The following is a 23,221-nucleotide window of genomic DNA, read 5'->3' on the forward strand; positions in this document are numbered from 1 at the left end:
GACTGCCTGTTCGCCTGCCGCTTCCATGAACGACCAGAACCGCACCGATCCCCACGGTTTCGAGCCTTTCGAGCCGGCCCCGCCTTCTCTTTCGTCTTCGCCCGATCCCCAACGCACCATGTCCAACGATCCCACTCAGCGTCCCGGCTGGGAGCGCGCCACGCTCGAGAAGCTGGCTTTCGCGGCCCTCAACGAGCAGAAGTCCACGCGGCGCTGGAAGACCTTCACGCGGCTGGCCTGGCTGGCCTTCTTCATCTTCTTGGCCTGGTTCGCGCTGTCGCGCGGCGCGCCGAGCACCGCCAAGACCACGGCCCACACCGCGGTGGTCGAGATCAAGGGCGAGATCGCCAACGGCGGCGATGCCAGCGCCGAGTTCGTCGTGGCGGCCATGAAGTCCGCCTTCGAGGACGACGGCGCCAAGGGCGTGGTGCTGCTGATCAACTCGCCCGGCGGCAGCCCGGTGCAGGCCGGCATCATCAACGACGAGATCAAGCGCCTGAAGGCCAAGCACAAGAAGCCGGTCTATGCCGTGGTCGAGGAAACCTGCGCCTCGGCGGCCTACTATATCGCGGCCGGCGCCGACAAGATCTACGTCGACAAGGCCAGCATCGTGGGCAGCATCGGCGTGTTGATGGACGGCTTCGGCTTCACCGGCGCGATGGAGAAGGTCGGCGTCGAGCGCCGCCTGCTGACCTCGGGCGAGAACAAGGGCTTCCTCGATCCCTTCAGCCCGATGAACGACGCGCAGCGCGAACACGCCCAGAAGATGCTCGACCAGATCCACGAGCAGTTCATCAACGTGGTGAAGACCGGCCGCGGCGACCGCCTCAAGCTCGACACCCCGGGCCTGTTCAGCGGCCTGTTCTGGAGCGGCGAGCAGGCCGTGAGCTACGGCCTGGCCGACCAGCTCGGCAACGTCGACTACGTGGCGCGCGAGGTGATCAAGGCCGAGGAAGTCATCGACTACACCCGCCGCGACAACGTGGCCGAGAAGCTGGCCAAGAAGTTCGGCGCCGCCATGGGCGACGCCACGATCCGTTCGCTGAAGTCGGTGCCCGCGCTGCGCTGAGGCGCAGTCAGTCGCCGCGCATGCCGGCCGCGGCGTAACGCGCCGAGGCCGCCAGCGCGACCGCGAACACCACCACCACGTAGAGCGCCGCCGTCAGCGAGGTGGCGCGCGCGATCAGCCCGATGACCGCCGGGCCCGCCATGAACCCCAGGTAGGCGATCGCCGAGACGGCCGCGATGCCGCGCGCCGGCTCCACGCCCGGCACCTTGGCCGAGGCCGCGAACAGGATCGGCACCACATTGGCAAAGCCGATGCCCACGCCCGCGAAACCCACCAGCGCGAGCCAGGGCCAGTCGGTGAGCAGCACCAGCGCCATCGCCGCCGCCGCCAGCAGGCCGCTGCCGCGTAGCAGCACCGCGGGCGCGAAACGGGCGCGCAGCGCATCGCCACCGAAACGTGCCGCCGCCATGGCGGCCGAGAAGCTCGCGTAGGCGAGGGCGGCCTGTTGCTGCGGACTGCCCAGTTCCTGCTGCAGATAGAGCACGCTCCAGTCGTAGATGGCGCCTTCGGCGATCAGCCCCAGCGCCGCGAGCACGCCCAGCACCGCCAGCGCGCCGCGCGGCAGGCGAAAGCCGTGATCGGCCTCGGTGGCGCCGGCGGCCGCGGGCGGCTTCGGCAGCATGCGCGTGGCCGACAGCGCGACCAGTGCCACCATCGCCGCCGACACCAGCAGCAGGTGCGCCTGCGGGGCAAGCCCGGCCGCGAGCGCCGCGCTGCCGCTGGCCGCGCCGGCCATGCCGCCGAGGCTGAACATGCCGTGCATGCCGCTCATCAGCGGCTTGCCGCCGTGCAGTTCGAGCTGCGCGGCCTCGGTGTTGATCGCCACGTCGAACACGCTGGTGACGAGGCCGAACACCGCCAGCAGGCCCAGCAGGGCGGCATAGCCGGGCATCGCGATCAGGCCGCAGAGCAGCAGCGCGTAGACGCAGCCGCACAGCGCGGCCATGCGCCGCGGTCCATGGCGGCCGATCCAGCGGCCGGCGCTGGTCAGGCCGTACATCGCGCCGGCGCCGGCCGCGAGCATGGCGAGGCCGAGCTGGGCCTCGTCGATGCCGTAGTGCCCCTTGACCGTGGGCACATGCACGCCCCAGGTCGCGAAGATGAAGCCCGAGGCGAAGAATTGCGCGCGCGAGGCCCAGCGCGTGGACGCAGTCACGGCCATCGTCAGCGCCCGATCGCGAACACGGCGGGCAGGCGTTCGTCGACGCCGGCCGGCGGCTTGTTGGCGCGCCAGCCCTTGATCGTCTCGCTGCGCAGGTTCGCCTCGGCCAGCGTGAGGCCGCGCGCGACCGCCAGCCGCGTGTTGTGCTGCAGCGTCTGCACCAGCGCTTGCAGCAGGGCGGCGTTGCGGTAGGGCGTTTCGATGAACAACTGGGTCTGTCCGGTCTTGAGGGCCAGCGCCTCGAGTTCGCGGATGCGGCGCTGGCGCTCGTCGGCGTCCTGCGGCAGGTAGCCGACGAAGGCGAAGTTCTGGCCGTTGAGGCCGCTGGCGGCCAGCGCCAGCAGCAGCGAGACCGGGCCGATCAGCGGCACCACCGTGATGCCCAGGTCGTGCGCCGCGCGGGCCACCGATGAGCCCGGATCGGCCACGGCCGGCATGCCGGCTTCGCTGAGCAGGCCGATGTCGTGGCCTTCGAGCGCCGCGGCCAGCAGCGGGCGGGCGTCGAACTGGCCAGTGTGGTCGCCTTTCTTGTGCACTTCGCGCGGCAGTTCCTGGATGGCCTGCGCCTGCAGCGGCGCCGCCAGCGGTGCCACGGCGTCGATGCGCTTGAGGTAGGCGCGCGCGGACTTGGCGTTCTCGCAGATCCAGTGCGTGATGCCGGCGGCGGTCTGCAGCGTGCCGAGCGGCAGCGCGTCCTGCAGCGGGGCCTGGGTGTCGCAGCCGAAATCGAGCGGCGCCGGCACGAGGTAGAGCTTGCCGCGGCTCACAGCAGGTCGATCCCGGCGGCGCGCAGCATGCGGGCGGTGCGGATCAGCGGCAGGCCCACCAGGGCGCTGGGATCGTCGCTGTCGATGGCCTCGAGCAGCGCAATGCCCAGGCCTTCGCTCTTGGCGCTGCCCGCGCAGTCGTAGGGCTGCTCGGCCAGCAGGTACTGCTCGATCGCGGTGTCGCTGAGTTGGCGGAACACCACGCGCACGGGCGCCAGGTCGCGCTGGACGAAGCCCGTTGCCTGGCAGACGACCGCCACCGCGGTCTGGAAGACCAGCGTCTGGCCACGCATGCGCCGCAGCTGGGCGGTGGCGCGCGCATGGTCGCCGGGCTTGCCGAGCGATTCGCCGGCCAGGTCGGCCACCTGGTCGGAGCCGATCACCACGGCGTCGGGGAAGCGGGCGGCCACGGCGTTGGCTTTCTCGAGCGCGAGCCGGTGGGCCAGGGCCTGCGGGGTTTCGCCGGGCAGCGGCGTTTCATCGACTTCGGGCGCATGCACCTCGAAGGGCAGGCGCAGGCGGGTGAGCAGCTCGCGGCGGTAGCGCGAGGTGGAGGCGAGGATCACGGTGCGTTGCATGCGGCGATTGTGAGGGAGGCGCTACAACCCCTTCGGGGTCGGCCCGACGGGAAAGCCGGCGTCGGCGCGCTAGACTGGGGCGGATGAAGAGAGAATTTGCCCCCGGCCGGCTCGATGTCGCCGGTTTTGCCGCCGCGGCGGCCACCCTGTCCGCCGACGATCCGGTGCGCAACTACACCCGGCTGGTCGACGAGATGGCGGCCGAGGCTCCCTCCGATGCCGTGGTGCATTGGGAGGCCGATGGCGAGCAGCGCGTCGGCGCGGACGGCCGCGAAGAGCCCTGGCTGCACCTGACGGCCGAGGCCACCGTGCCGCTGGTCTGCCAGCGCTGCCTGTCGCCGGTCGACACGCCGGTGCAGGTCGACCGCTGGTTCCGTTTCGTGGCCGATGAAGAAACCGCGGCGGTTCAGGACGAGGAGTCCGAGGAGGACCTGCTGGTCGCGAGCCGCGATTTCGACCTGCACGCGCTGATCGAGGACGAGCTGCTGATGGAAATCCCGGTCATGCCGGTGCACGACGTGTGCCCGGCGCCGGTCCAGCTCTCGGCCGTCGATCCGGATTTCGAGTCGCCCGACAAGGAGCGCGAGAACCCCTTCGCCGTGCTGGGTGCGTTGCGTTCGCGCAAGCCCGGACAGGGCGACTAGCCCCATCCGGGCAGTCTGGGCTATAATCATGGGCTTCGCGCGCGCCGCCGTACGCAGCAGTGCAGATTTCGGAGAAGACTTTCGAGGCTTTCGGAATCTGGGCATGTCCTTCATGCCGCCTCACTGCTACAGCCTGAGCCCGCATCCTCTCACCCACCTTACCGTCCAGGAGCCATCATGGCCGTCCAGCAAAACAAGAAGTCGCCTTCCAAGCGCGGCATGCACCGTTCCCACAATGCCCTGGGCGTGCCCGGCATCGCCGTCGAGCCGACCACTGGCGAAACGCACCTGCGTCACCACATCAGCCCCAACGGTTTCTACCGCGGCCGTCAGGTGCTCAAGAACAAGTCCGAAGCCTGATTTCGCACTCCAAGGCCAAGGCCCGAAGCTACTTTTTTTGTAGCATCGGGCCTTTGTTTTGATGGCTACGCCTTCTTCTTCCCCGGCTTCCACTGCTGCGCCTTCGGCAATCACGCTCGCCGTCGATTGCATGGGGGGCGACCATGGCCCGCGCGTCACGCTCGCGGCCTGCCGTGCTTTTCTCGAGCGCCATCCCGAGGCCTCGCTGTTGCTGGTCGGCGCGCCCGATGCGCTGGCTGGCTTTGCCGCGCATCCTCGCGCCCGGATCGTTCCGGCCAGCGAAGTGGTCGGCATGGACGATCCGATCGAGATCGCGCTGCGCAAGAAGAAAGACTCGTCGATGCGAGTCGCGATCCAGCAGGTGAAGGATGGTGTGGCGCAGGCCGCGATTTCCGCCGGCAACACGGGCGCGCTGATGGCCATCGCGCGCTATCTGCTCAAGACGCTCGATGGCATCGACCGGCCCGCCATTGCGCCCCAGTTGCCGAACGCGAAAGGTGGCGCCACGACGGTGCTTGACCTTGGCGCCAACGTGGATTGCGACGCCGAGGACCTGCTCCAGTTCGCCGTGCTCGGCTCGGCGCTGGTGTCGGCCCTGACCGGCAACGAATCGCCCTCGGTCGGCTTGCTCAACGTGGGTGAGGAAGCGATCAAGGGCAGCGAAACGATCAAAAAAGCCAGCCAACTGCTGCGTACGGCTGCCAATTCCAAGGATCTGAACTTCTACGGCAACGTGGAAGGCAACGACATCTTCAAGGGCACCACCGACATCGTGGTCTGCGACGGTTTCGTCGGCAACGTGGCACTGAAGGCCAGCGAGGGCGTGGCTTCGATGATCGGTGAGTTCATTCGCGTCGAGTTCTCGCGAAGCATCTTCACGAAGATTGCTGCCATCGTGGCTTATCCGGTCCTAAAAGCGTTCAAGAACAGGTTGGACCATCGCCGCTACAACGGCGCGGCGCTGCTGGGCCTGCGTGGACTGGTTTTCAAGAGCCACGGTTCGGCCGACGAGACGGCTTTCGGCCATGCGCTGGATCGCGCTTATGATGCCGCTCGCAACAACCTGCTCGACCGCGTTCGGGCCCGTATCGCCCACGCCGCGCCTTTGCTTGCGCGGCAGGAATCGGCGGCGACGGCCGACGCGGTCTAGCTTCACGTTTTGATGAGCCCATATTCACGCATCACCGGCACCGGCAGCTATCTGCCGCCGCGCCGGGTGACCAACGACGATCTCGCCAAGGAACTGGCGGCGCGCGGCATCGAGACCTCCGATCAGTGGATCGTCGAGCGCACCGGCATCCATGCGCGCCATTTCGCGGCGCCCGACGTGGGCAGCAGCGACCTGGGCCTGCATGCCGCCCGCCACGCCCTCGAGGCGGCGGGACGCAAGGCCAGCGATGTCGACCTGATCATCGTGGCCACCTCGACCCCCGACATGGTGTTCCCCTCGTCGGCGGCCATCCTCCAGAACAAGCTCGGCATCGCCGGCTGCCCGGCTTTCGACGTGCAGGCCGTGTGCAGCGGCTTCGTCTATGCGCTGACCGTGGCCGACGCCATGATCCGCACCGGCAGCGCACGCTGCGCGCTGGTGATCGGCGCCGAGGTGTTCTCGCGCATCCTCGATTTCAACGACCGAACCACCTGCGTGCTGTTCGGCGACGGCGCCGGCGCGGTGGTGCTGGAAGCCAGCGACGAGCCCGGCATCCTGGCGACCGACTTGCACGCGGACGGCAAGCATGTCGGCATTCTTTGCGTGCCCGGCCATGTGTCGGGCGGCAACGTGCTCGGCACGCCGCTGCTGCACATGGACGGCCAGGCGGTCTTCAAGCTCGCGGTGCGCGTGCTCGAGGAAGCCGCGCGCGCCACGCTGGCCAAGGCCGGCAAGACCGAGGCCGACATCGACTGGCTGATTCCGCACCAGGCCAACATCCGCATCATGGAAGGCACGGCCAAGAAGCTGAAGCTGCCGCGCGAGCGGCTGGTCGTCACCGTCAATGAGCACGGCAACACGTCCGCGGCCTCGATTCCGCTGGCGCTCGACGAAGCGGTGCGTTCCGGCAAGGTGAAGAAGGGTGAAACCCTCATGCTCGAAGGCGTGGGTGGCGGTTTCACCTGGGGCGCGGTGCTGCTGAATCTGTAGTAATTAGTGGGCGAGACAGCCGGTCCTGCCTAGGCGGGCCGCGCGACGTGACGCATACAACAATGAAATCCTTTGCTTTTGTCTTTCCGGGTCAGGGTTCGCAGGCGGTCGGCATGCTCGATGCCTGGGGCGATCACCCGGCCGTGGCCGAAACGCTGCGCGAAGCCTCCGAAGCGCTTGGCGAAGATCTCGGCGCGCTGATCAAGACCGGCCCGAAGGAAACGCTGGCGCTCACCACCAACACCCAGCCCGTGATGCTGGTGGCCGGTGTGGCCGCCTGGCGCGCCTGGCTGGCCGAAGGCGGCGCCACGCCGTCGGTGGTGGCCGGCCATTCGCTCGGCGAATATTCGGCACTGGTGGCATCGGGCGTGTTGACGCTCGCGCAGGCGGCGCCGCTGGTGCGCTTCCGTGCCCAGGCGATGCAGCAGGCCGTGCCGGTCGGCACCGGCGCCATGGCCGCCATCCTCGGGATGGAGGCCGCCAAGGTCATCGCCAACTGCCAGGAGGTCACCGCCTCGTTCGGCGCCGGCAGCGTCGAAGTGGTGGAGGCCGTGAATTTCAACGACCCGATGCAGACCGTGATCGCGGGCAGCAAGGCGGCGGTCGAGAAGGCCTGCGAGACGCTGAAGGCCAACGGCGCCAAGCGCGCGCTGCCGCTGCCGGTGTCGGCCCCGTTCCATTCGAGCCTGATGAAGCCCGCGGCCGAGGCGCTGCGCGAGAAGCTGGCCTCGGTGACGCTGGCCGCGCCGCAGATCCCGGTGCTCAACAACATCGACGTGGCGGTCGAGACCGATGCCGACCGCATCCGCGACGCACTCGTGCGCCAGGCCGCCGGCCCGGTTCGCTGGGTCGAAAGCGTGCAGGCCTTGAAACTGCGCGGTGTAGCCGCCATCATCGAGTGCGGTCCGGGCAAGGTGCTGGCCGGCATGGCCAAGCGCATCGCCCCCGAGCTCGAAGCCGCGTCGGTGTACGACCCGGCCACGCTCGCCGACGTTCGACAATCGCTCGCCGGCTGACCGGTGCCAGGCCCAGAGACCTCTTTCTTCTTATGAGCATTCCCAAATTCGAAGGGCAAGTCGCCCTGGTTACCGGCGCATCGCGCGGCATCGGCGCGGCCATCGCCCTGGAGCTCGCGCAGCGCGGCCTCAAGGTGGTCGGCACCGGCACCACGGAAGAGGGCGCGTCCAAGATCACCGCCATGCTCAGCGCCTACGACGGCCGAGGCCGCGCGCTGAACGTGAACGACGGCGCGGCCGTCGAGGCGCTGATCGACGAGATCGTGAAGGCCTACGGCGCGATCCACGTGCTGATCAACAACGCCGGCATCACGCGCGACACGCTCGCGATGCGCATGAAGGACGACGACTGGGATGCGGTGCTCGACACCAACCTGAAGGCCGTCTTCGGCCTGTCGCGCGCCGTGATCCGCCCGATGATGAAGCAGCGCTACGGCCGCATCATCAGCATCACCAGCGTGGTCGGCGCCTCCGGCAATGCCGGCCAAGCCAACTACGCGGCCGCCAAGGCCGGCGTGGCCGGCATGACGCGCGCACTGGCGCGCGAGCTCGGCAGCCGCAACATCACGGTCAACTGCGTCGCCCCCGGTTTCATCGAGACCGACATGACGGCCAGCCTGCCCGAAGCGCAGCAGCAGGCGCTGCTGCAACAAATCCCGCTGGGCCATCTGGGCAAGCCCGCCGACATCGCGCATGCGGTGGCGTACCTCGCATCTCCCCAGGCCGCCTACGTGACGGGGCAGGAACTGCACGTCAACGGCGGCATGCACATGTAGCCGCAAGGCGCAAGCTTTTCGTCGTGCCGGGCCTGCGGGGAAGCTCGCAATCCGCCCGGCTAAAATCCACCGGTTACCTACAACCCTCAGAGGGAATCAAATGAGCGATATCGAAGCACGTGTCAAGAAAATCATCGCCGAGCAACTCGGCGTGGAAGAGTCCCAAGTGACGAACGAAAAGGCTTTCGTGGCCGACCTCGGCGCTGACTCGCTCGACACGGTCGAACTCGTGATGGCACTCGAAGACGAATTCGGCATCGAGATCCCCGACGAAGACGCCGAAAAGATCACCACGGTGCAAAACGCCGTCGACTACGCCACCAAGAATCAAAAGGCCTGATCGGCCCCAACTGACGACACTGCGGCGGCCGGCGGCTTTCTTTCGGAACCGCATGCGCCGAGCGGCCGTCGTCCAGCGCTTCCAGAAAGGTTTGCCGGCATGACCAAACGCCGCGTCGTCGTGACCGGACTCGGTTGCATCGCTCCCGTCGGAAACACGGTGGCCGATTCCTGGGCCAACCTGTTGGCGGGAAATTCGGGCATCGCGAACATCACCGCGTTCGATGCGAGCGCCTTCGCCTGCAAATTCGCGGGCGAGGTGAAGGGTTTCGACATCGCCCAATACATCTCCGAGAAGGAAGCGCGCCACATGGACCGCTTCATCCATCTCGGGATGGCCGCCGCGATCCAGGCGGTGCAGGACAGCGGGCTCAAGACCGGCGAAGAACTCCCGTACGAGGAAGCGGTCCGCATCGGCTGCAACATCGGTTCGGGCATCGGCGGCCTGCCGATGATCGAGGCCACGCACGGCGAGCTGGTGAACCGCGGCCCGCGCCGCGTGTCGCCGTTCTTCGTGCCGGCGTCGATCATCAACATGATCTCGGGCCACGTGTCGATCAAGTACGGCTTCAAGGGCCCGAACATCGCCGTGGTCACCGCCTGCACCACCGGCCTGCATGCCATCGGCACCTCGGCGCGCATGATCGAGTACGGCGATGCCGACGTGATGATCGCGGGCGGCGCCGAGTCGACCATCTCTCCGCTCGGCATCGGTGGCTTCACCGCGCCGCGCGCGCTCAGCACGCGCAACGACGATCCCGCCACGGCCTCGCGTCCGTGGGACAAGGACCGCGACGGCTTCGTGCTCGGCGAGGGTGCCGGCGTGGTCGTGCTCGAGGAGTACGAACATGCCAAGGCACGCGGCGCCAAGATCTACGCCGAAGTCGCGGGCTTCGGCCTGACGGGCGATGCGTACCACATGACGGCGCCCGACGTCGACGGCCCGCGCCGTTCGATGGTCATGGCGCTCGCCAATGCGGGCGTCAACCCCGACCAGGTGCAGTACCTCAATGCGCACGGCACCTCGACGCAGCTCGGCGACCTCAACGAGACGAATGCGATCAAGAACGCCTTCGGCGACCATGCGAAGAAGCTGGTCGTGAATTCGACCAAGTCCATGACCGGCCACCTGCTGGGCGGCGCGGGCGGCATCGAATCGGTGTTCACGGTGCTGGCCCTGCATCACCAGAAGAGCCCGCCGACGATCAACATCTTCAACCAGGATCCGGAGTGCGATCTCGACTATTGCGCCAACGAGGCGCGCGATCTGAAGATCGATGTCGCGGTCAAGAACAACTTCGGCTTCGGCGGCACCAACGGCACGCTGGTGTTCAAGCGCGCTTGAGTCTTCATCTCCCATGCACGGCGCACCGTCGGTGACCTACCCGGTGGGGCGCTCGCGTGGCGCAGCCCGCCTCCTGACCGTGGTCTGGGCACTCGGCGCGCTCTGCGCGGGTGCGTCCTGCTACTTTTTCGATAGCGTTGGCTGGCGCCATGCGCTGCTGCTGCTCAGCGTGCTGTTCGCAGGGGCAGCCGCCGGCATCGGCCTGCGCCGCGACGGCGCGGGTCTTCTTCATTTCGACGGCCAGTTCTGGTCGCTGGCACCCGCGGCTTCCGATGCCGCGGATCCGGCGCGCTCGGTCCTGGCCGCGCGCGCCGTCGTCGCGCTCGACCTGCAATCGCTGCTGCTGCTGCGCCTGAGCGAGCCGGGCCGGCCGCACCGCTGGCTCTGGGTCGAGCGACAGACGATGCCCGAGCGCTGGCGCGATCTGCGCCGTGCGGTATATTCGCGCCCCCCCGCTGCCGACACCGGCGGCGATGTCTGGCGCGCGACCGCACCCGCCGACGCACCCTGAAATCCCCCTCTCGATGACCACGTCCCCGCCGCCCGTGCCGCCGGATTCCGGCTTGACCGACGCCGCCGCGGCGCCGCGTCCGGGCGAGATCGACTTCCAGCTCGTGCAGCGCACGGTGGCGGGCGACCAGAAGGCCTTCGAACTGCTGGTCATCAAGTACCAGCGCCGCATCGAGCGCCTGATCGGGCGCATGGTGCGCGATGTCGACCTGGTCGAGGACATCGCGCAGGAAACCTTCATCCGCGCCTATCGTGCACTGCACCAATTCCGCGGCGAGGCGCAGTTCTACACCTGGCTCTACCGGATCGCGGTGAACACCGCGAAGAAGGCGCTGGTCGACATGAAGCGCGACCCGACCATCTCGGAAAGCGCCCTGCGGCCTTCTTCCGAGGACGACGATGAAACTTACCGTCCGGGAAACGAACCAACCACCGACGAAACCCCCGAATCGGTCATGGCGGCCAACGAAATCGCGGCCGCGGTCGAGTCCGCCATGGAAGCGCTCCCCGCGGAGTTGCGCCAGGCAGTCACGCTGCGCGAGATCGAGGGCATGAGTTACGAAGAGATTGCCGAAGTCATGGATTGCCCTATCGGCACCGTGCGTTCGCGGATCTTCCGTGCGCGCGAGGCCATTTCGGCCAGGGTCAAACCGCTGCTCGACAACCAGTCGGGCAAGCGTTGGTAAGCAAAATCAGGTGAACGAAATGAATCAGACGATGACGGTTCGAGAACAGGTGTCGGCGCTCGCGGATGGTCATTTGCAGGGCGACGAGTTCGCGCAGGCCATCGACAAGGTCTGCGGCGACGAGGAATACCGCGCGGCGTGGCAGGCCTACCATGTGGTGGGCGACGTGCTGCGTTCGAGCGCCAACGTGGCGTGCAGCGACAGCAGCGCTTTCCTGGCCCGCTTCCAGCAGCGGCTGGCGGCCGAGCCGGTGTCGATCCGGCCCGTGGCGGCCGTTCCCGAGGCCCAGGTGGTGCCGCTTCAGCGTCGCGCCGACGCGGCCAACGAGCCGGTCTTCCGCTGGAAGCTGGTGGCCGGTGCCGCTTCGCTGGTGGCCGTGGCCGCCATCAGCTGGAGCTGGGTCGGCAGCGGTGTCGTCAACGGCCCGGCCGGTGCCCAACTGGCGCAGCAACAACCCGTGTCGGGCCCGGTGCTCGCATCGGCCGCCACCAACGGCGCGCAGGGTTCGACGCTCACGCCCACGCGCGTGATCGTGGGCAACGGCAAGCCGCAGGTGATGCTGCGCGATCCGCGCCTGGACCAGTTGCTCGAGGCACACCAGCAGGCGGGTGGCGCCTCGCAAATGCCTTCCGGTTTCCTGCGCAACGCGACCTTCGAAGGACCCACGCGCTGAGCGCGCGCCTCTGCCTCCTTCCCTGCCAATGACTGTTCAGATGCCGATCTCCGCACGCGCGTTCGTGCTCGTGCTTGCCGCTTTTTGCATCGCGCAGATCGCCTCCGCGCAGACCCGTTCCAGTGCGGCGAACACCCGGGGCGCGGCATCGGCCCAGGCGGCGGGCGAGCCGCCCGCCATGAGCGTCACCGAGTGGCTGCAGCGCATGCACGCGGGTGCGCGCCAGCGCAACTACGTCGGCACCTTCGTGGTGTCCGCGCCCGGCGGCGATCTGTCGAGTGCGCGCATCTGGCATGTGCGTGACGGCGAGCAGCAGATCGAGCGCATCGAGGCGCTGAGCGGCCCGCAGCGTTCGACCTTCCGCCGCAACCAGAGCGTCATGACCTTCCTGCCCGAAGCCAAGGTGGTGAAGGTCGAGAAGCGCGAGAACCTCGATCTCTTTCCCAATCTGCCCGACAAGCAGGATTCGTCGATCGGCGAGTTCTACGACGTGCGGCCCATCGGCAAGGACCGCGTGGCCGGCTTCGACGCCGACGTGGTGCAACTGACGCCGCACGACGGCCTGCGCTTCGGCTATCGCATCTGGAGCGAGCGCCGCACCGGGCTGGTCGTCAAGCTGCAGACGCTCGACGACCAGTCGCGCGTGGTCGAGCAATCGGCCTTCTCCGAGCTGCAGCTCGACGTGCCCGTGAAAGCCCAGGCCTTGGCTCAGATGATGGCCAACACCGCCGGCTATCGCATCGAGAAGCTCGAGCTCGAACGCACCAGCGCGCAGGACGAGGGCTGGACCCTGAGCGCGCCGGTGGCCGGCTTCAAGCCGCGCAGCTTCTTCCGGCGGCCGGCCGCGGGCGGCGACAAGAACGCCGCGACGCAGGACCGCACCGTGCAATGGATCTTCTCCGATGGGCTCGCCTCGGTGTCGCTCTTCATCGAGCGCTACGACGCCAAGCGCGCGCCGCGCGACGGCGTGCTGACCATCGGCGCGACCAATGCGATCCGCAGGCGCCTGCCCGAGCCGGCCAACGACTGGTGGCTCACGGCGGTGGGCGAAGTGCCGCAGCAAACCCTGGACGCCTTTGCGCAGAGCCTCGCACGCACGCGTTGAAAAGAACATGTCCGACACCTTTCTCGCCCGATCCGGCGAGAAGCGGAAACTCTCAGTACCTGTTTCGAGTCGCAGCCGTTCTCTTTGAAAGACAACCGATGATGTTCAAGATCGAGGGACACAAGCTCCGTTCCGGCGTGTTCGCGTCCATGCTGGCGCTCACGGCCGGGTTGGCGTTCATGCCGGCCGAGTCGGTGCAGGCGCAGACCGCCACCCGCACGCTGCCCGACTTCACCGACCTGGTCGACCAGGTCGGCCCGTCGGTGGTCAACATCCGCACCGTCGAGAAGGTGGCGCAGCGCAGCGGCAATGGCGGCGAGATGGACGAGGAGATGCAGGAGTTCTTCCGCCGCTTCTTCGGCCAGCCGATTCCCGGCGCTCCGCGCCAGGGGCCGCGCCCCAACCGGCCGCAGCCGCAGGAAGAAGAACGCCCGCGCGGCGTGGGCTCCGGTTTCATCCTGACGGCCGACGGCTACGTGATGACCAATGCACACGTGGTCGAGGACGCCTCGGAGGTGATGGTCACGCTGCCCGACAAGCGCGAGTTCAAGGCCCGCATCGTCGGCGCCGACAAGCGCACCGACGTGGCGGTGGTGAAGATCGAGGCTACCGGCCTGCCGGCCGTGAAGGTCGGCGACATCTCCAAGCTGCGCGTGGGCGAATGGGTGATGGCCATCGGTTCGCCTTTCGGTCTCGAGAACACCGTCACCGCGGGCATCGTGAGCGCCAAGCAGCGCGACACCGGCGAGTACCTGCCGTTCATCCAGACCGACGTGGCGATCAATCCCGGCAACTCGGGCGGTCCGCTGATCAACATGCGCGGCGAGGTCGTCGGCATCAACAGCCAGATCTATTCGCGCTCGGGCGGCTTCATGGGCATCTCGTTCTCGATCCCGATCGATGAAGCGATCCGCGTGAGCGAACAGCTGCGCACCTCGGGCCGCGTCTCGCGCGGACGCATCGGCGTTCAGATCGACCAGGTCACCAAGGACGTCGCCGAATCGATCGGCCTGGGCAAGGCGCAGGGCGCGCTGGTGCGCAGCGTCGAGGCCGGTTCGCCGGGCGAGAAGGCTGGCGTGGAGCCGGGCGACATCATCACCAAGTTCGACGGCAAGGCGATCGAGAAGCCGAGCGATCTGCCGCGCCTGGTCGGCAACACCAAGCCCGGCACCAAGAGCACGCTGACGGTGTTCCGCCGCGGCAGCTCGCGCGACCTGAGCGTGACCATCGCCGAGATCGAGCCCGACAAGCCGGCCAAGCGCGCCGCCGACCGCGAGGAGCCGGCGCCCAAGCCGCAGGCTTCCGCCGCCGCCAAGTCGCTGGGCCTCGCGGTCAGCGACCTGAGCGATGCGCAGAAGAAGGAGCTCAAGCTCAAGGGCGGCGTGAAGGTCGACGCCTCGAACGAGGCCGCGGCGCGTGCCGGCCTGCGCGAGGGCGACATCATCCTGGCCGTGGGCAATATCGAGGTCTTGAACGCCCGCGAATTCGAGTCGGCCGTGGGCAAGGCCGACAAGAGCAAGCCGCTCAGCGTGCTGTTCCGCCGTGGCGAATGGGCGCAGTACGCGCTCATCCGGCCCGCACGCTGATCCCGGCTGTGCCGTCAAGTGGCCCCACCCGTCAGTCGGGTTTGGGGCCATTTTTTTGAGCTGTTTGCGACGCTTCGGCGCGCCGCTCTAAAAAAATCTGCATCGGCCCCAAGCCGGCGATTTGTTAGTGTTTGCTGACTTAAGGAAGGGCTAAGGACCGTTTTCGGTAGAATAGCGGCCTCTCGGCGGCGAGTCGGCGCATAAGCCGAGCGGTCTCCTTCACGATGCGAGATGTTAGGTGACAGTCCACCGACGCTCCACAGATCGCCCACAAGTTGTTCAGAGAGTGCTCCACCAAGCCTGTTGATAAGTTGTTTATAAGTTGCTTGTTGTTGACCCGCAACGACCCGTTTGGACCCTGTTCCCGGATGTACGCGCTTCCCTTTTTGCCTACAATGAAGTTCCAACTACTGCAGTTGCCATTGCTTGTTGGTTCAGGGCGCGTCTCCAGGAGACGCGCCCTTTTTTCTTGCCTGTTGCCCTCTGTGCACGAGCCAATTCAAGTACTTAAGCGTTCCCGTTGATGAATCACATCAGAAATTTTTCGATCATTGCGCACATCGACCATGGCAAGTCGACGCTCGCAGACCGTTTGATCCAGCGCTGCGGCGGCCTCGCGGAACGCGAGATGGAAGCGCAGGTGCTCGACTCGATGGACATCGAGAAAGAGCGTGGGATAACCATCAAGGCACAGACCGCGGCACTGCACTACAAGGCACGCGATGGACAGGTCTACAACCTCAATCTGATCGACACGCCGGGCCACGTCGACTTCTCTTATGAAGTGAGTCGCTCGCTGTCGGCATGCGAAGGCGCGCTGCTGGTCGTCGATGCATCGCAAGGCGTGGAAGCGCAGACGGTGGCCAACTGCTACACCGCGCTCGACCTCGGTGTCGAAGTGGTGCCCGTGCTCAACAAGATGGATCTGCCGAACGCCGATCCCGACAACGCGCGCACCGAGATCGAGGACGTGATCGGCATCGATGCGACCGATGCGATTCCGTGCTCGGCGAAGACCGGCCTGGGCATCGACGACATCCTCGAGGCGATCGTGCACAAGATGCCGGCGCCGCGCGGCAATCCCGACGCCGCGCTGCGCGCGATGATCGTCGACAGCTGGTTCGATCCGTACGTCGGCGTCGTGATGCTGGTGCGCGTGGTCGACGGTCGGCTCGCGAAGGGCGACCGCATCAAGATGATGGCCTCGGGCGCCAGCTACAACGCCGACAACGTCGGTGTCTTCACGCCGGCCAACGAGCCGCGCGCTTCGCTCGAGGCGGGCGAGGTGGGCTACATCATCGCGGGCATCAAGGAGCTGCAGGCCGCGAAGGTCGGCGACACCGTCACGCTGATCAAGCCGGGCACCGGCGGCGCGGCCGCCACCGCGACCGAGGCGCTGCCGGGCTTCAAGGAAATCCAGCCGCAGGTGTTCGCCGGTCTCTATCCGACCGAGGCCAGCGAGTACGACTCGCTGCGCGACGCGCTCGAGAAGCTCAAGCTCAACGACTCGTCGCTGCGCTACGAGCCCGAGGTGAGCCAGGCGCTGGGCTTCGGCTTCCGCTGCGGCTTCCTCGGCCTGCTCCACATGGAGATCGTGCAGGAGCGCCTCGAGCGCGAGTTCGACCAGGACCTGATCACGACCGCGCCGAGCGTGGTCTACCAGGTGGTGCGCAGCGACGGCGAGGTCATCATGGTCGAGAACCCGTCCAAGATGCCCGACGTCGGCAAGATGAGCGAGATCCGCGAGCCGATCGTGACCGTGCATCTGTACATGCCGCAGGAATACGTCGGCGCCGTCATGACGCTCGCCAACCAGAAGCGCGGCGTGCAGATGAACATGGCCTATCACGGCCGCCAGGTCATGCTGACCTACGAGATGCCGCTCGGCGAGATCGTGCTCGACTTCTTCGACAAGCTGAAGTCGGTCAGCCGCGGCTATGCCTCCATGGACTACGAGTTCAAGGAGTACCGTGCCTCCGACGTGGTCAAGGTCGACATCCTGCTCAACGGCGAGAAGGTCGACGCGCTCTCGATCATCGTGCACCGCACCCAGTCGCAGTACCGCGGCCGCGCGGTGGTGTCGAAGATGCGCGAGATCATCTCGCGCCAGATGTTCGACGTGGCGATCCAGGCCGCCATCGGGGTCAACATCATTGCGCGTGAGACAATCAAGGCGCTGCGCAAGAACGTGCTGGCCAAGTGCTACGGCGGCGACATCACCCGCAAGAAGAAGCTGCTCGAGAAGCAGAAGGCGGGCAAGAAAAGAATGAAGCAGATCGGCTCGGTCGAGGTCCCGCAAGAGGCCTTCCTCGCGATCCTGCAAGTCGAAGACTGATCAACATGGCATTCATCACCTCCCTCATCCTTGCGGCATTCGCCGGCTACATCGGCGCCTGGTACTTCGGAGCGATCGAGGGCAACTTCGCCTTGCTGTTGTTCCTGGCCACGGTGGTCACCGGCCTCTACTGGCTGGCCGAGCGCTTCTACTTCCTGCCGCGACGCGAGCGCGCGGCCGCCGCGCTCGAGAGCTCGCTGGCCGAGCGCAATGCGCGGCTCGCCGGCCAGGGCATCAAGCAAGTCGATACCGCCGACGCCAAGGCCAGCGAGCGGCTGCTGATGCAGCCCTGGTGGCTCGACTGGACCGCGGGGCTGTTCCCCGTGATCCTGGTCGTGTTCCTGCTGCGCTCGTTCCTCTACGAGCCGTTCAAGATTCCCTCGGGCTCGATGATGCCCACGCTGCTCACCGGCGACCTGATCCTGGTCAACAAGTTCACCTACGGCCTGCGGCTGCCGGTGATCAACACCAAGATCACCGACGGCACGCCGCTGGCGCGCGGCGACGTGGTGGTGTTCCGCTACCCGCCCAAGCCGAGCCAGGACTACATCAAGCGCGTGGTCGGCATTCCCGGCGACGAGGTGGCCTACCTGAACAAGAAGCTGACCATCAACGGCCAGCCGGTCTCGAAGGAGCCCGCGCCCGACTACCTCGACGGCGAGTCGATGCGCCTGCTCAAGCAGTTCGACGAGAACCTCGCGGGCAAGCAGCACAAGATCCTCAACGACGATGCCGGCCCCGCCTTCGTGCCCGGTGCCAGCGACTTCCCCTTCCGCGAGAACTGCCGCTACTCGGTCGAAGGCGTCACCTGCAAGGTGCCGGCCGGCAACTATTTCATGATGGGCGACAACCGCGATAATTCGGCCGACTCCCGTTTCTGGGGCTTCGTGCCGGACAAGAACATCGTGGGCAGGGCCTTCTTCGTCTGGATGAACTTCGGCGACCTGGGACGCATCGGTCCGTTTCAATAAGCATCAAGCAAATCGTTCGAGGGGTATGAGGGTATGAGAACTGTTCGGTCCAGCCGGAACAGTGCGGCGCGCCAGCGCGGCATCTCGTTCATCGGGCTCGTGTTCGTGGCCGTCGTGCTGGCCTGCGTGGGCGTCGTCGTCGCCCAGGTCATCCCGACGCTGATCGAGTACCAGGCGATCTACAAGGCCGCCAACAAGGCCAAGGAAGGCAGCACCGTGCCCGAGATCCGCGCCATCTTCGACCGCGCCCAGGCCATCGACGACTTCCAGTCGGTCACCGGCAAGGACCTCGACATCAAGAAGGTCAACGACAAGGTCGTGGTGGCCTTCTCCTACGAGCGCGAGATCCCGCTGTTCGGCCCCGCCTACCTCGTGCTCAAGTACAAGGGCGAGACCAACTGAACGCCCAGGGAAGCAAGGTGGATGGCGGCCTCACGGCGCTCCAGTCGCGCCTGAAGTACACGTTCGCCGACCCGCGGCTGCTGCAGCTCGCGCTCACGCACCGCAGTTTCTCCGCCGACCACAACGAGCGCCTCGAGTTTCTCGGCGACTCGGTGCTGAACCTGGCGGTCTCGCACCTGCTCTACACCCGCCTCGCGGCCCTGCCCGAAGGCGATCTGTCGCGCGTGCGCGCCAACCTCGTGAAGCAGGACACCCTGCACCGGCTGGCCGTGGGCCTCGCGCTCTCGCCGCTGCTGCGGCTGGGCGAGGGCGAAGCCCGCTCCGGCGGTCCGAATCGACCCTCGATCCTGGCCGACGCGCTCGAGGCGCTGATCGGCGCGGTCTACCTCGATGCCGGCTTCTCGGCCGCGCAGGCGCTGGTGCACCGGCTCTACGAGGCGGTCGAGATCAATCCGCGCATGGAAGCGGTGGGCAAGGACCCGAAGACCGAATTGCAGGAATGGCTGCAGGGTCACAAAATGAAGCTGCCCGTCTACCGCGTCGCGGGGACACTGGGGGCAGCGCACAAGCAGACCTTCGACGTCGAGTGCGAAGTGCCCGAACTGGGCCTTCGCGAACGCGGCATCGGCGGTTCGCGCCGCGCCGGCGAGCAGGCGGCAGCCGCCGCCATGTTGATCCGCCTCAAGGCACGCGGCGGCGCGTGAAAACGAAATGAACGACGCTATCAAATCAGCAGCACAGCCCCAGGACCCGGCGGGCGAATCCAAACCATCGGAAGCCACGGGCCCGCAGCACTGCGGTCTGGTCGCCATCGTCGGCAAGCCCAACGTGGGCAAGTCGACGCTGCTCAACGCGCTGGTCGGCCAGAAGATCAGCATCACCTCGCGCAAGGCGCAGACCACGCGCCACCGCATCACCGGCATGCGCACGCTCGGCGCCACGCAGTTCGTGTTCGTCGACACGCCGGGTTTCCAGACCCTGCATGCCAACGCGCTGAACAAGTCGCTCAACAAGACCGTGCAGGGCGCGGTCGGCGACGTCGACCTGATCCTGTTCGTGGTCGAGGCCGGCAGCTTCACGCCGGCCGACGAGCGCGTGCTCAAGCTGCTCGGCAAGGGCATCCCGACGATCCTGCTGGCCAACAAGCTCGACAACGTCGGGCGCCGCGGCGACATCGCGCCCTGGCTGCAGCAGATGCAGACCAAGCACGAGTTCGCCGAGTTCGTGCCGATGTCGGCCAAGAACGCGAAGGACGTCGAGCGCCTGTTCGGCATCTGCGAGAAGTACCTGCCCGAGCAGCCCTGGTTCTACGACGAGGACGAGCTCACCGACCGCAGCGAGAAGTTCCTCGCCAGCGAGCTGGTGCGCGAGAAGCTGTTCCGCCTCACCGGCGACGAGCTGCCCTACACCTCGACCGTCGTCATCGACAAGTTCGACGAGGAAGCGCCGCAGAAGAAGGGCCACAAGCGCCTGCTGCGCATCGCCGCCACCATCGTGGTGGAGCGCGACAGCCACAAGGCGATGGTGATCGGCGACAAGGGCGAGCGCATCAAGCGCATCGGCATGGAAACCCGCGTCGAGCTCGAGAAGCTGGCCGACGCCAAGGTGTTCCTCGAACTCTGGGTCAAGGTGCGTTCGGGCTGGGCCGACGACGAGGCCCGCGTGCGCTCGTTCGGCTACGAATGAAGTGGCCGCCGCCCACCGCGTTTCGCACGAACCGGCCTATGTGCTCCATCGCTACGACTGGAGCGAGTCGAGCCTGATCCTCGAGGTCTTCACCCGCCACCACGGGCGCATCGCGCTCGTGGCCAAGGGGGCGAAGCGGCCGAGCTCCAACTTCCGCCCGGTGCTGCTGCCACTGCAGCCGCTGGAGATCAACTACGGCGGTGATGCCGAGATCCGCACCCTCAAGGGCGCGGAATGGATGGGCGGCCACGTCATGCCCACTGGCGATGCGCTGCTGTCGGGCTACTACCTCAACGAGCTGCTGCTGCGCCTGCTGGCGCGCGACGACGCGCACGAGGCCCTGTTCGACGCCTATGGCGGCGTGGTGCAGGTGCTGGCCGGCGATCACGGCGGCGCCCAGGCCGCCACCCAGGCGGCCGCGCTGCGCGCCTTCGAGCTGCTGCTGCTGCGCGGGGTCGGCCTGCTGCCGCAGCTCGATGTGCAGACCCTGACGCTGGAGTCGCTCGAAGCCGGCACCCGCTACGCCCTGGTCGCCGAGGCCGGCCTGCGCGCCGCGGCCGACGACGAGGCCGCGCTGGCCGGCACCGACTGGCAGCGGCTGCAGGCGGCGCTCGACGACCGCGCGCCGTTCACCGCCACGCTGCGGCTGGTCGCGACCCTGAGCAACGGCAGCAACAGCGCGCTGCGCAACCAGCTGCGCGCGCTGCTCAACTACCATTGCGGCGTGTCCACGCTGCGTACGCGGCAGTTGATGAGAGATATCCAAGCACTATGAGCACTTCCTCTGCCTCGGCCGGCACCACCGCGCTGTCGGTCAATCTCAACAAGGTCGCGCTGGTGCGCAACACGCGCCACCTGGGCATTCCGAGCGTGGTGAAGGCCGCCACCCTGTGCCTGCAGGCCGGCGCCCAGGGCATCACCGTGCATCCGCGGCCCGACGCGCGCCACATCCGCACGCACGACGTGCACGACCTGTCGGCGCTGCTGGCGAAAGACTGGCCCGGCATCGAGTTCAACATCGAGGGCAACCCGTTCCAGAACCTGATGGACTTCGTGCGCGAGCTGCGTCCCCACCAGGCCACCTTCGTGCCCGACAGCGAGACCCAGTCCACCAGCGACCATGGCTGGACCTTCCCCGACGACGCCGAGCGCCTGCGCCCGCTGATCGCGGAAGCCAGGGCGCTGGGCGTGCGCGTCAGCCTGTTCATGGACCCGATCCCCGAGATGATGGCCGCGGCCAAGGCCGTCGGCGCCGACCGCGTCGAGCTCTACACCGAATCCTTCGCGGCCTCGCGCGGCACGCCCGACGAGCAGGCCGTGCTCGAGCGCTACGCGGCCACGGCGCGCGCCGCGCTCGCCGCCGGCCTGGGCCTGAACGCCGGCCACGACCTGAGCCGCGACAACCTCACGCCCTTCCTGAAGGCGGTGCCCGGCGTGCAGGAGGTCTCGATCGGCCATGCCTTCGTGGCCGACGCGCTCGAGCTGGGCTACGAGGCCGCCACGCGCGACTACCTGCGCTGCATCGCCGAGGCCCACGCCGCCGCATGATCTACGGCATCGGCACCGACATCTGCGACGTTCGCCGCATCGCCGCGACCTTCGAGCGCCAGGGCGAGCGCTTCGCGCGCCGGGTGCTCAGCGACGCCGAATTCGCGGTCTGGAAGGCCCGCAGCGAGCGCTGGCCCAAGCGCGGCCTCAGCTACCTTGCCACCCGTTTCTCGGCCAAGGAGGCCTTCAGCAAGGCCATCGGCATGGGCATGCGCATGCCGATGAGCTGGCGGCTGTGCGAGATCGCCAACCTGCGCAGCGGCAAGCCGGTGATCGTGCTGCACGGCGAGCTCAAGACCTGGTTCGAGGCGCAGAACCTCACGGCCCACGTCACCGTCACCGACGAAACCGAATACGCCGCGAGCTTCGTGGTGGTCGAACGCAAGGATGGGCCCGCGCCATGAGTGCGAAGACCGAGGAACTGCTTCTGTCGCCGCTGATCGTCGACGTGGCCGGCACGGCGCTGACCGATGCCGACCGCCGCCGGCTGGCGCATCCGCGCGTGGGCGGCGTGATCCATTTCGCGCGCAACTGGGAAAGCCGCGCGCAGATGACGGCGCTCAATGCCGAGATCAAGGCGATCCGGCCCGACCTGCTGATCTGCGTCGACCACGAGGGCGGGCGGGTGCAGCGCTTTCGCAGCGACGGCTTCACCCACCTGCCGACGATGCAGTCGCTGGGCGAGCTCTGGATGCGCGACGCCATGCAGGCCACCCAGGTCGCCACTGCGGCGGGCCAGGTGCTGGCCGGCGAGTTGCGCGCCTGCGGCGTCGACTTCAGCTTCGCGCCGGTGCTCGACCTCGACCATGGCCGCAGCACCGTGATCGGCACGCGCAGTTTCCACCGCGATCCGCGCGTGGTCGCGCTGCTGGCCAAGAGCCTGATGCACGGCATGCTGCTCGCGGGCATGCGCAACTGCGGCAAGCACTTTCCGGGACACGGCTGGGTCAATGCCGATTCGCATGTCGAGATCCCGGTCGACAAGCGCAGCCTCAAGGCCATCCTGGCCGACGACGCGCGGCCCTACGACTGGCTCGGCGGCGCGCTGGCGGCGGTCATGCCGGCGCACGTGATCTATCCGAAGGTCGACAGCCGCCCCGCGGGCTTCTCGCCGCGCTGGCTGCGCGAGATCCTGCGCGGCCGCTTCGGCTTCGACGGCGCCATCTTCAGCGACGACCTCAGCATGGAGGCCGGTCGCTACATCGACGGCGAACTGCTGAGCTTCGCCGACGCGGCGCTGGCTGCGCTCGGCGCCGGCTGCGACCTGGCACTGCTGTGCAACCAGAGCATCGGCGAGGGCCGGCCGCTCGACGAGTTCCTCGACGGCTTCGAAGCCGCCGAACGCGCCGGTCGCTGGCAGCCCGGTGCCGAGGCGCGCGCCGGCGAGGCACGGCGCCGCGGCCTGCTGCCGCAAGGCGAGCCCGTCGACTGGCAGGCGCTCACGCGTTCGCGCGGGTACCTCGATGCGCGCCGCTTGCTCGACATCTAGCGCGATGCCATCGTCGCCCGCGGCGGTCCGCTGC

At 67.5% G+C, this 23,221-nt stretch carries 27 protein-coding genes; 23 read left to right on the top strand and 4 right to left on the bottom strand.

Features of this window, described 5'->3' with window-relative positions:
- Nucleotides 1-25 precede the first annotated feature (25 nt).
- Complete coding sequence (locus tag BM109_RS24875) at nucleotides 26-1,069, top strand: S49 family peptidase (protein WP_093348650.1); 1,044 nt, start codon at nucleotides 26-28, stop codon at nucleotides 1,067-1,069.
- A 7-nt stretch (nucleotides 1,070-1,076) separates the two neighbouring features.
- Here BM109_RS24875 and BM109_RS24880 read toward each other — a convergent pair whose 3' ends face one another.
- Genes BM109_RS24880 through BM109_RS24890 form a run of 3 tightly spaced genes read right to left on the bottom strand, consistent with a single transcriptional unit; the run spans nucleotide 1,077 to nucleotide 3,576 of the window.
- The gene (locus tag BM109_RS24880; protein ID WP_093348652.1) at nucleotides 1,077-2,231 is read right to left on the bottom strand and encodes an MFS transporter; all 1,155 of its coding nucleotides are present in this window, start codon (nucleotides 2,229-2,231) and stop codon (nucleotides 1,077-1,079) included.
- A gap of 2 nt (nucleotides 2,232-2,233) precedes the next feature.
- Complete coding sequence (locus BM109_RS24885; protein WP_093348655.1) at nucleotides 2,234-2,998, bottom strand: SAM-dependent methyltransferase; 765 nt, start codon at nucleotides 2,996-2,998, stop codon at nucleotides 2,234-2,236.
- Nucleotides 2,995-3,576, bottom strand: coding sequence for a Maf family nucleotide pyrophosphatase (locus BM109_RS24890; protein WP_093348657.1), 582 nt, complete (start codon nucleotides 3,574-3,576; stop codon nucleotides 2,995-2,997). Before BM109_RS24890 ends, BM109_RS24885 begins: the two co-directional genes overlap by 4 nt.
- Nucleotides 3,577-3,659: 83 nt before the next feature.
- Between BM109_RS24890 and BM109_RS24895 the strand changes: the two genes are divergently transcribed.
- The 11 genes from BM109_RS24895 to BM109_RS24945 all read left to right on the top strand — a co-directional run bounded on the left by BM109_RS24895 (nucleotide 3,660) and on the right by BM109_RS24945 (nucleotide 12,065).
- A complete protein-coding gene (locus tag BM109_RS24895; protein WP_093348660.1) occupies nucleotides 3,660-4,220 on the top strand; it encodes a YceD family protein in 561 nt (186 codons plus the stop codon).
- A gap of 177 nt (nucleotides 4,221-4,397) precedes the next feature.
- On the top strand, nucleotides 4,398-4,580 hold the full coding sequence (rpmF, locus tag BM109_RS24900; RefSeq protein WP_057592299.1) for a 50S ribosomal protein L32: 183 nt from the start codon (nucleotides 4,398-4,400) through the stop codon (nucleotides 4,578-4,580).
- A gap of 61 nt (nucleotides 4,581-4,641) precedes the next feature.
- A complete protein-coding gene (gene plsX / locus BM109_RS24905; RefSeq protein WP_093348661.1) occupies nucleotides 4,642-5,730 on the top strand; it encodes a phosphate acyltransferase PlsX in 1,089 nt (362 codons plus the stop codon).
- A 12-nt stretch (nucleotides 5,731-5,742) separates the two neighbouring features.
- Entirely contained in the window at nucleotides 5,743-6,720 is a 978-nt protein-coding gene (locus BM109_RS24910; RefSeq protein WP_093348663.1) for a beta-ketoacyl-ACP synthase III, read from the top strand.
- A gap of 62 nt (nucleotides 6,721-6,782) precedes the next feature.
- Nucleotides 6,783-7,736: an ACP S-malonyltransferase gene (gene fabD / locus BM109_RS24915; RefSeq protein WP_093348665.1), complete on the top strand. Its 954-nt coding sequence runs from the start codon at nucleotides 6,783-6,785 to the stop codon at nucleotides 7,734-7,736.
- A 32-nt stretch (nucleotides 7,737-7,768) separates the two neighbouring features.
- Complete coding sequence (fabG, locus tag BM109_RS24920; RefSeq protein WP_093348666.1) at nucleotides 7,769-8,512, top strand: 3-oxoacyl-ACP reductase FabG; 744 nt, start codon at nucleotides 7,769-7,771, stop codon at nucleotides 8,510-8,512.
- Between the two features lie 100 nt (nucleotides 8,513-8,612).
- Nucleotides 8,613-8,852 (top strand): acyl carrier protein, encoded by a 240-nt coding sequence (gene acpP, locus BM109_RS24925; protein ID WP_007830471.1) that lies wholly within the window; start codon nucleotides 8,613-8,615, stop codon nucleotides 8,850-8,852.
- 99 nt (nucleotides 8,853-8,951) lie between these two features.
- Nucleotides 8,952-10,196 (top strand): beta-ketoacyl-ACP synthase II, encoded by a 1,245-nt coding sequence (gene fabF / locus BM109_RS24930; protein ID WP_057592294.1) that lies wholly within the window; start codon nucleotides 8,952-8,954, stop codon nucleotides 10,194-10,196.
- Between the two features lie 13 nt (nucleotides 10,197-10,209).
- On the top strand, nucleotides 10,210-10,707 hold the full coding sequence (locus tag BM109_RS24935) for a hypothetical protein (RefSeq protein WP_093348668.1): 498 nt from the start codon (nucleotides 10,210-10,212) through the stop codon (nucleotides 10,705-10,707).
- Between the two features lie 13 nt (nucleotides 10,708-10,720).
- Nucleotides 10,721-11,392, top strand: coding sequence for an RNA polymerase sigma factor RpoE (gene rpoE / locus BM109_RS24940; protein ID WP_093348670.1), 672 nt, complete (start codon nucleotides 10,721-10,723; stop codon nucleotides 11,390-11,392).
- Nucleotides 11,393-11,411: 19 nt separating this feature from the next.
- Nucleotides 11,412-12,065 carry a sigma-E factor negative regulatory protein gene (locus BM109_RS24945; protein ID WP_093348672.1) on the top strand — a complete coding sequence of 218 codons (654 nt, stop codon included), beginning with the start codon at nucleotides 11,412-11,414 and terminating at the stop codon, nucleotides 12,063-12,065.
- A gap of 36 nt (nucleotides 12,066-12,101) precedes the next feature.
- Here the strand turns inward: BM109_RS24945 and BM109_RS41670 are convergent, their stop codons facing one another.
- Nucleotides 12,102-12,254, bottom strand: a complete 153-nt coding sequence (locus BM109_RS41670; RefSeq protein WP_256222762.1) for a hypothetical protein — start codon at nucleotides 12,252-12,254, stop codon at nucleotides 12,102-12,104.
- On the opposite strand from BM109_RS41670, the gene BM109_RS24950 reads away from it, so the two are divergent.
- From BM109_RS24950 to nagZ, 11 genes are all read left to right on the top strand, one after another.
- Nucleotides 12,244-13,170, top strand: coding sequence for a MucB/RseB C-terminal domain-containing protein (locus tag BM109_RS24950; protein ID WP_256222763.1), 927 nt, complete (start codon nucleotides 12,244-12,246; stop codon nucleotides 13,168-13,170). The genes BM109_RS41670 and BM109_RS24950 overlap by 11 nt on opposite strands.
- A 98-nt stretch (nucleotides 13,171-13,268) precedes the next feature.
- Nucleotides 13,269-14,756, top strand: coding sequence for a DegQ family serine endoprotease (locus tag BM109_RS24955; RefSeq protein ID WP_093348678.1), 1,488 nt, complete (start codon nucleotides 13,269-13,271; stop codon nucleotides 14,754-14,756).
- Nucleotides 14,757-15,279: 523 nt separating this feature from the next.
- Nucleotides 15,280-17,091 carry a translation elongation factor 4 gene (gene lepA, locus BM109_RS24960; RefSeq protein WP_093348681.1) on the top strand — a complete coding sequence of 604 codons (1,812 nt, stop codon included), beginning with the start codon at nucleotides 15,280-15,282 and terminating at the stop codon, nucleotides 17,089-17,091.
- 5 nt (nucleotides 17,092-17,096) lie between these two features.
- On the top strand, nucleotides 17,097-18,062 hold the full coding sequence (gene lepB, locus BM109_RS24965; RefSeq protein ID WP_093348684.1) for a signal peptidase I: 966 nt from the start codon (nucleotides 17,097-17,099) through the stop codon (nucleotides 18,060-18,062).
- A gap of 33 nt (nucleotides 18,063-18,095) precedes the next feature.
- Nucleotides 18,096-18,464, top strand: coding sequence for a DUF4845 domain-containing protein (locus tag BM109_RS24970; RefSeq protein WP_093348686.1), 369 nt, complete (start codon nucleotides 18,096-18,098; stop codon nucleotides 18,462-18,464).
- Between the two features lie 17 nt (nucleotides 18,465-18,481).
- Nucleotides 18,482-19,168, top strand: coding sequence for a ribonuclease III (gene rnc, locus BM109_RS24975; protein WP_093348689.1), 687 nt, complete (start codon nucleotides 18,482-18,484; stop codon nucleotides 19,166-19,168).
- Between the two features lie 7 nt (nucleotides 19,169-19,175).
- Complete coding sequence (gene era, locus BM109_RS24980) at nucleotides 19,176-20,150, top strand: GTPase Era (RefSeq protein ID WP_093348691.1); 975 nt, start codon at nucleotides 19,176-19,178, stop codon at nucleotides 20,148-20,150.
- Nucleotide 20,151: 1 nt separating this feature from the next.
- Complete coding sequence (gene recO / locus BM109_RS24985) at nucleotides 20,152-20,925, top strand: DNA repair protein RecO (protein WP_093348694.1); 774 nt, start codon at nucleotides 20,152-20,154, stop codon at nucleotides 20,923-20,925.
- On the top strand, nucleotides 20,922-21,698 hold the full coding sequence (locus tag BM109_RS24990) for a pyridoxine 5'-phosphate synthase (RefSeq protein ID WP_093348696.1): 777 nt from the start codon (nucleotides 20,922-20,924) through the stop codon (nucleotides 21,696-21,698). The genes recO and BM109_RS24990 overlap by 4 nt, the downstream gene beginning before the upstream one ends.
- Complete coding sequence (acpS, locus tag BM109_RS24995; protein ID WP_057592281.1) at nucleotides 21,695-22,102, top strand: holo-ACP synthase; 408 nt, start codon at nucleotides 21,695-21,697, stop codon at nucleotides 22,100-22,102. Before BM109_RS24990 ends, acpS begins: the two co-directional genes overlap by 4 nt.
- A complete protein-coding gene (gene nagZ, locus BM109_RS25000; protein WP_093348699.1) occupies nucleotides 22,099-23,187 on the top strand; it encodes a beta-N-acetylhexosaminidase in 1,089 nt (362 codons plus the stop codon). The genes acpS and nagZ overlap by 4 nt, the downstream gene beginning before the upstream one ends.
- The last annotated feature ends 34 nt before the right edge of the window (nucleotides 23,188-23,221 follow it).

It is taken from the genome of Variovorax sp. PDC80 (assembly GCF_900115375.1).
Taxonomy (GTDB): domain Bacteria; phylum Pseudomonadota; class Gammaproteobacteria; order Burkholderiales; family Burkholderiaceae_C; genus Variovorax.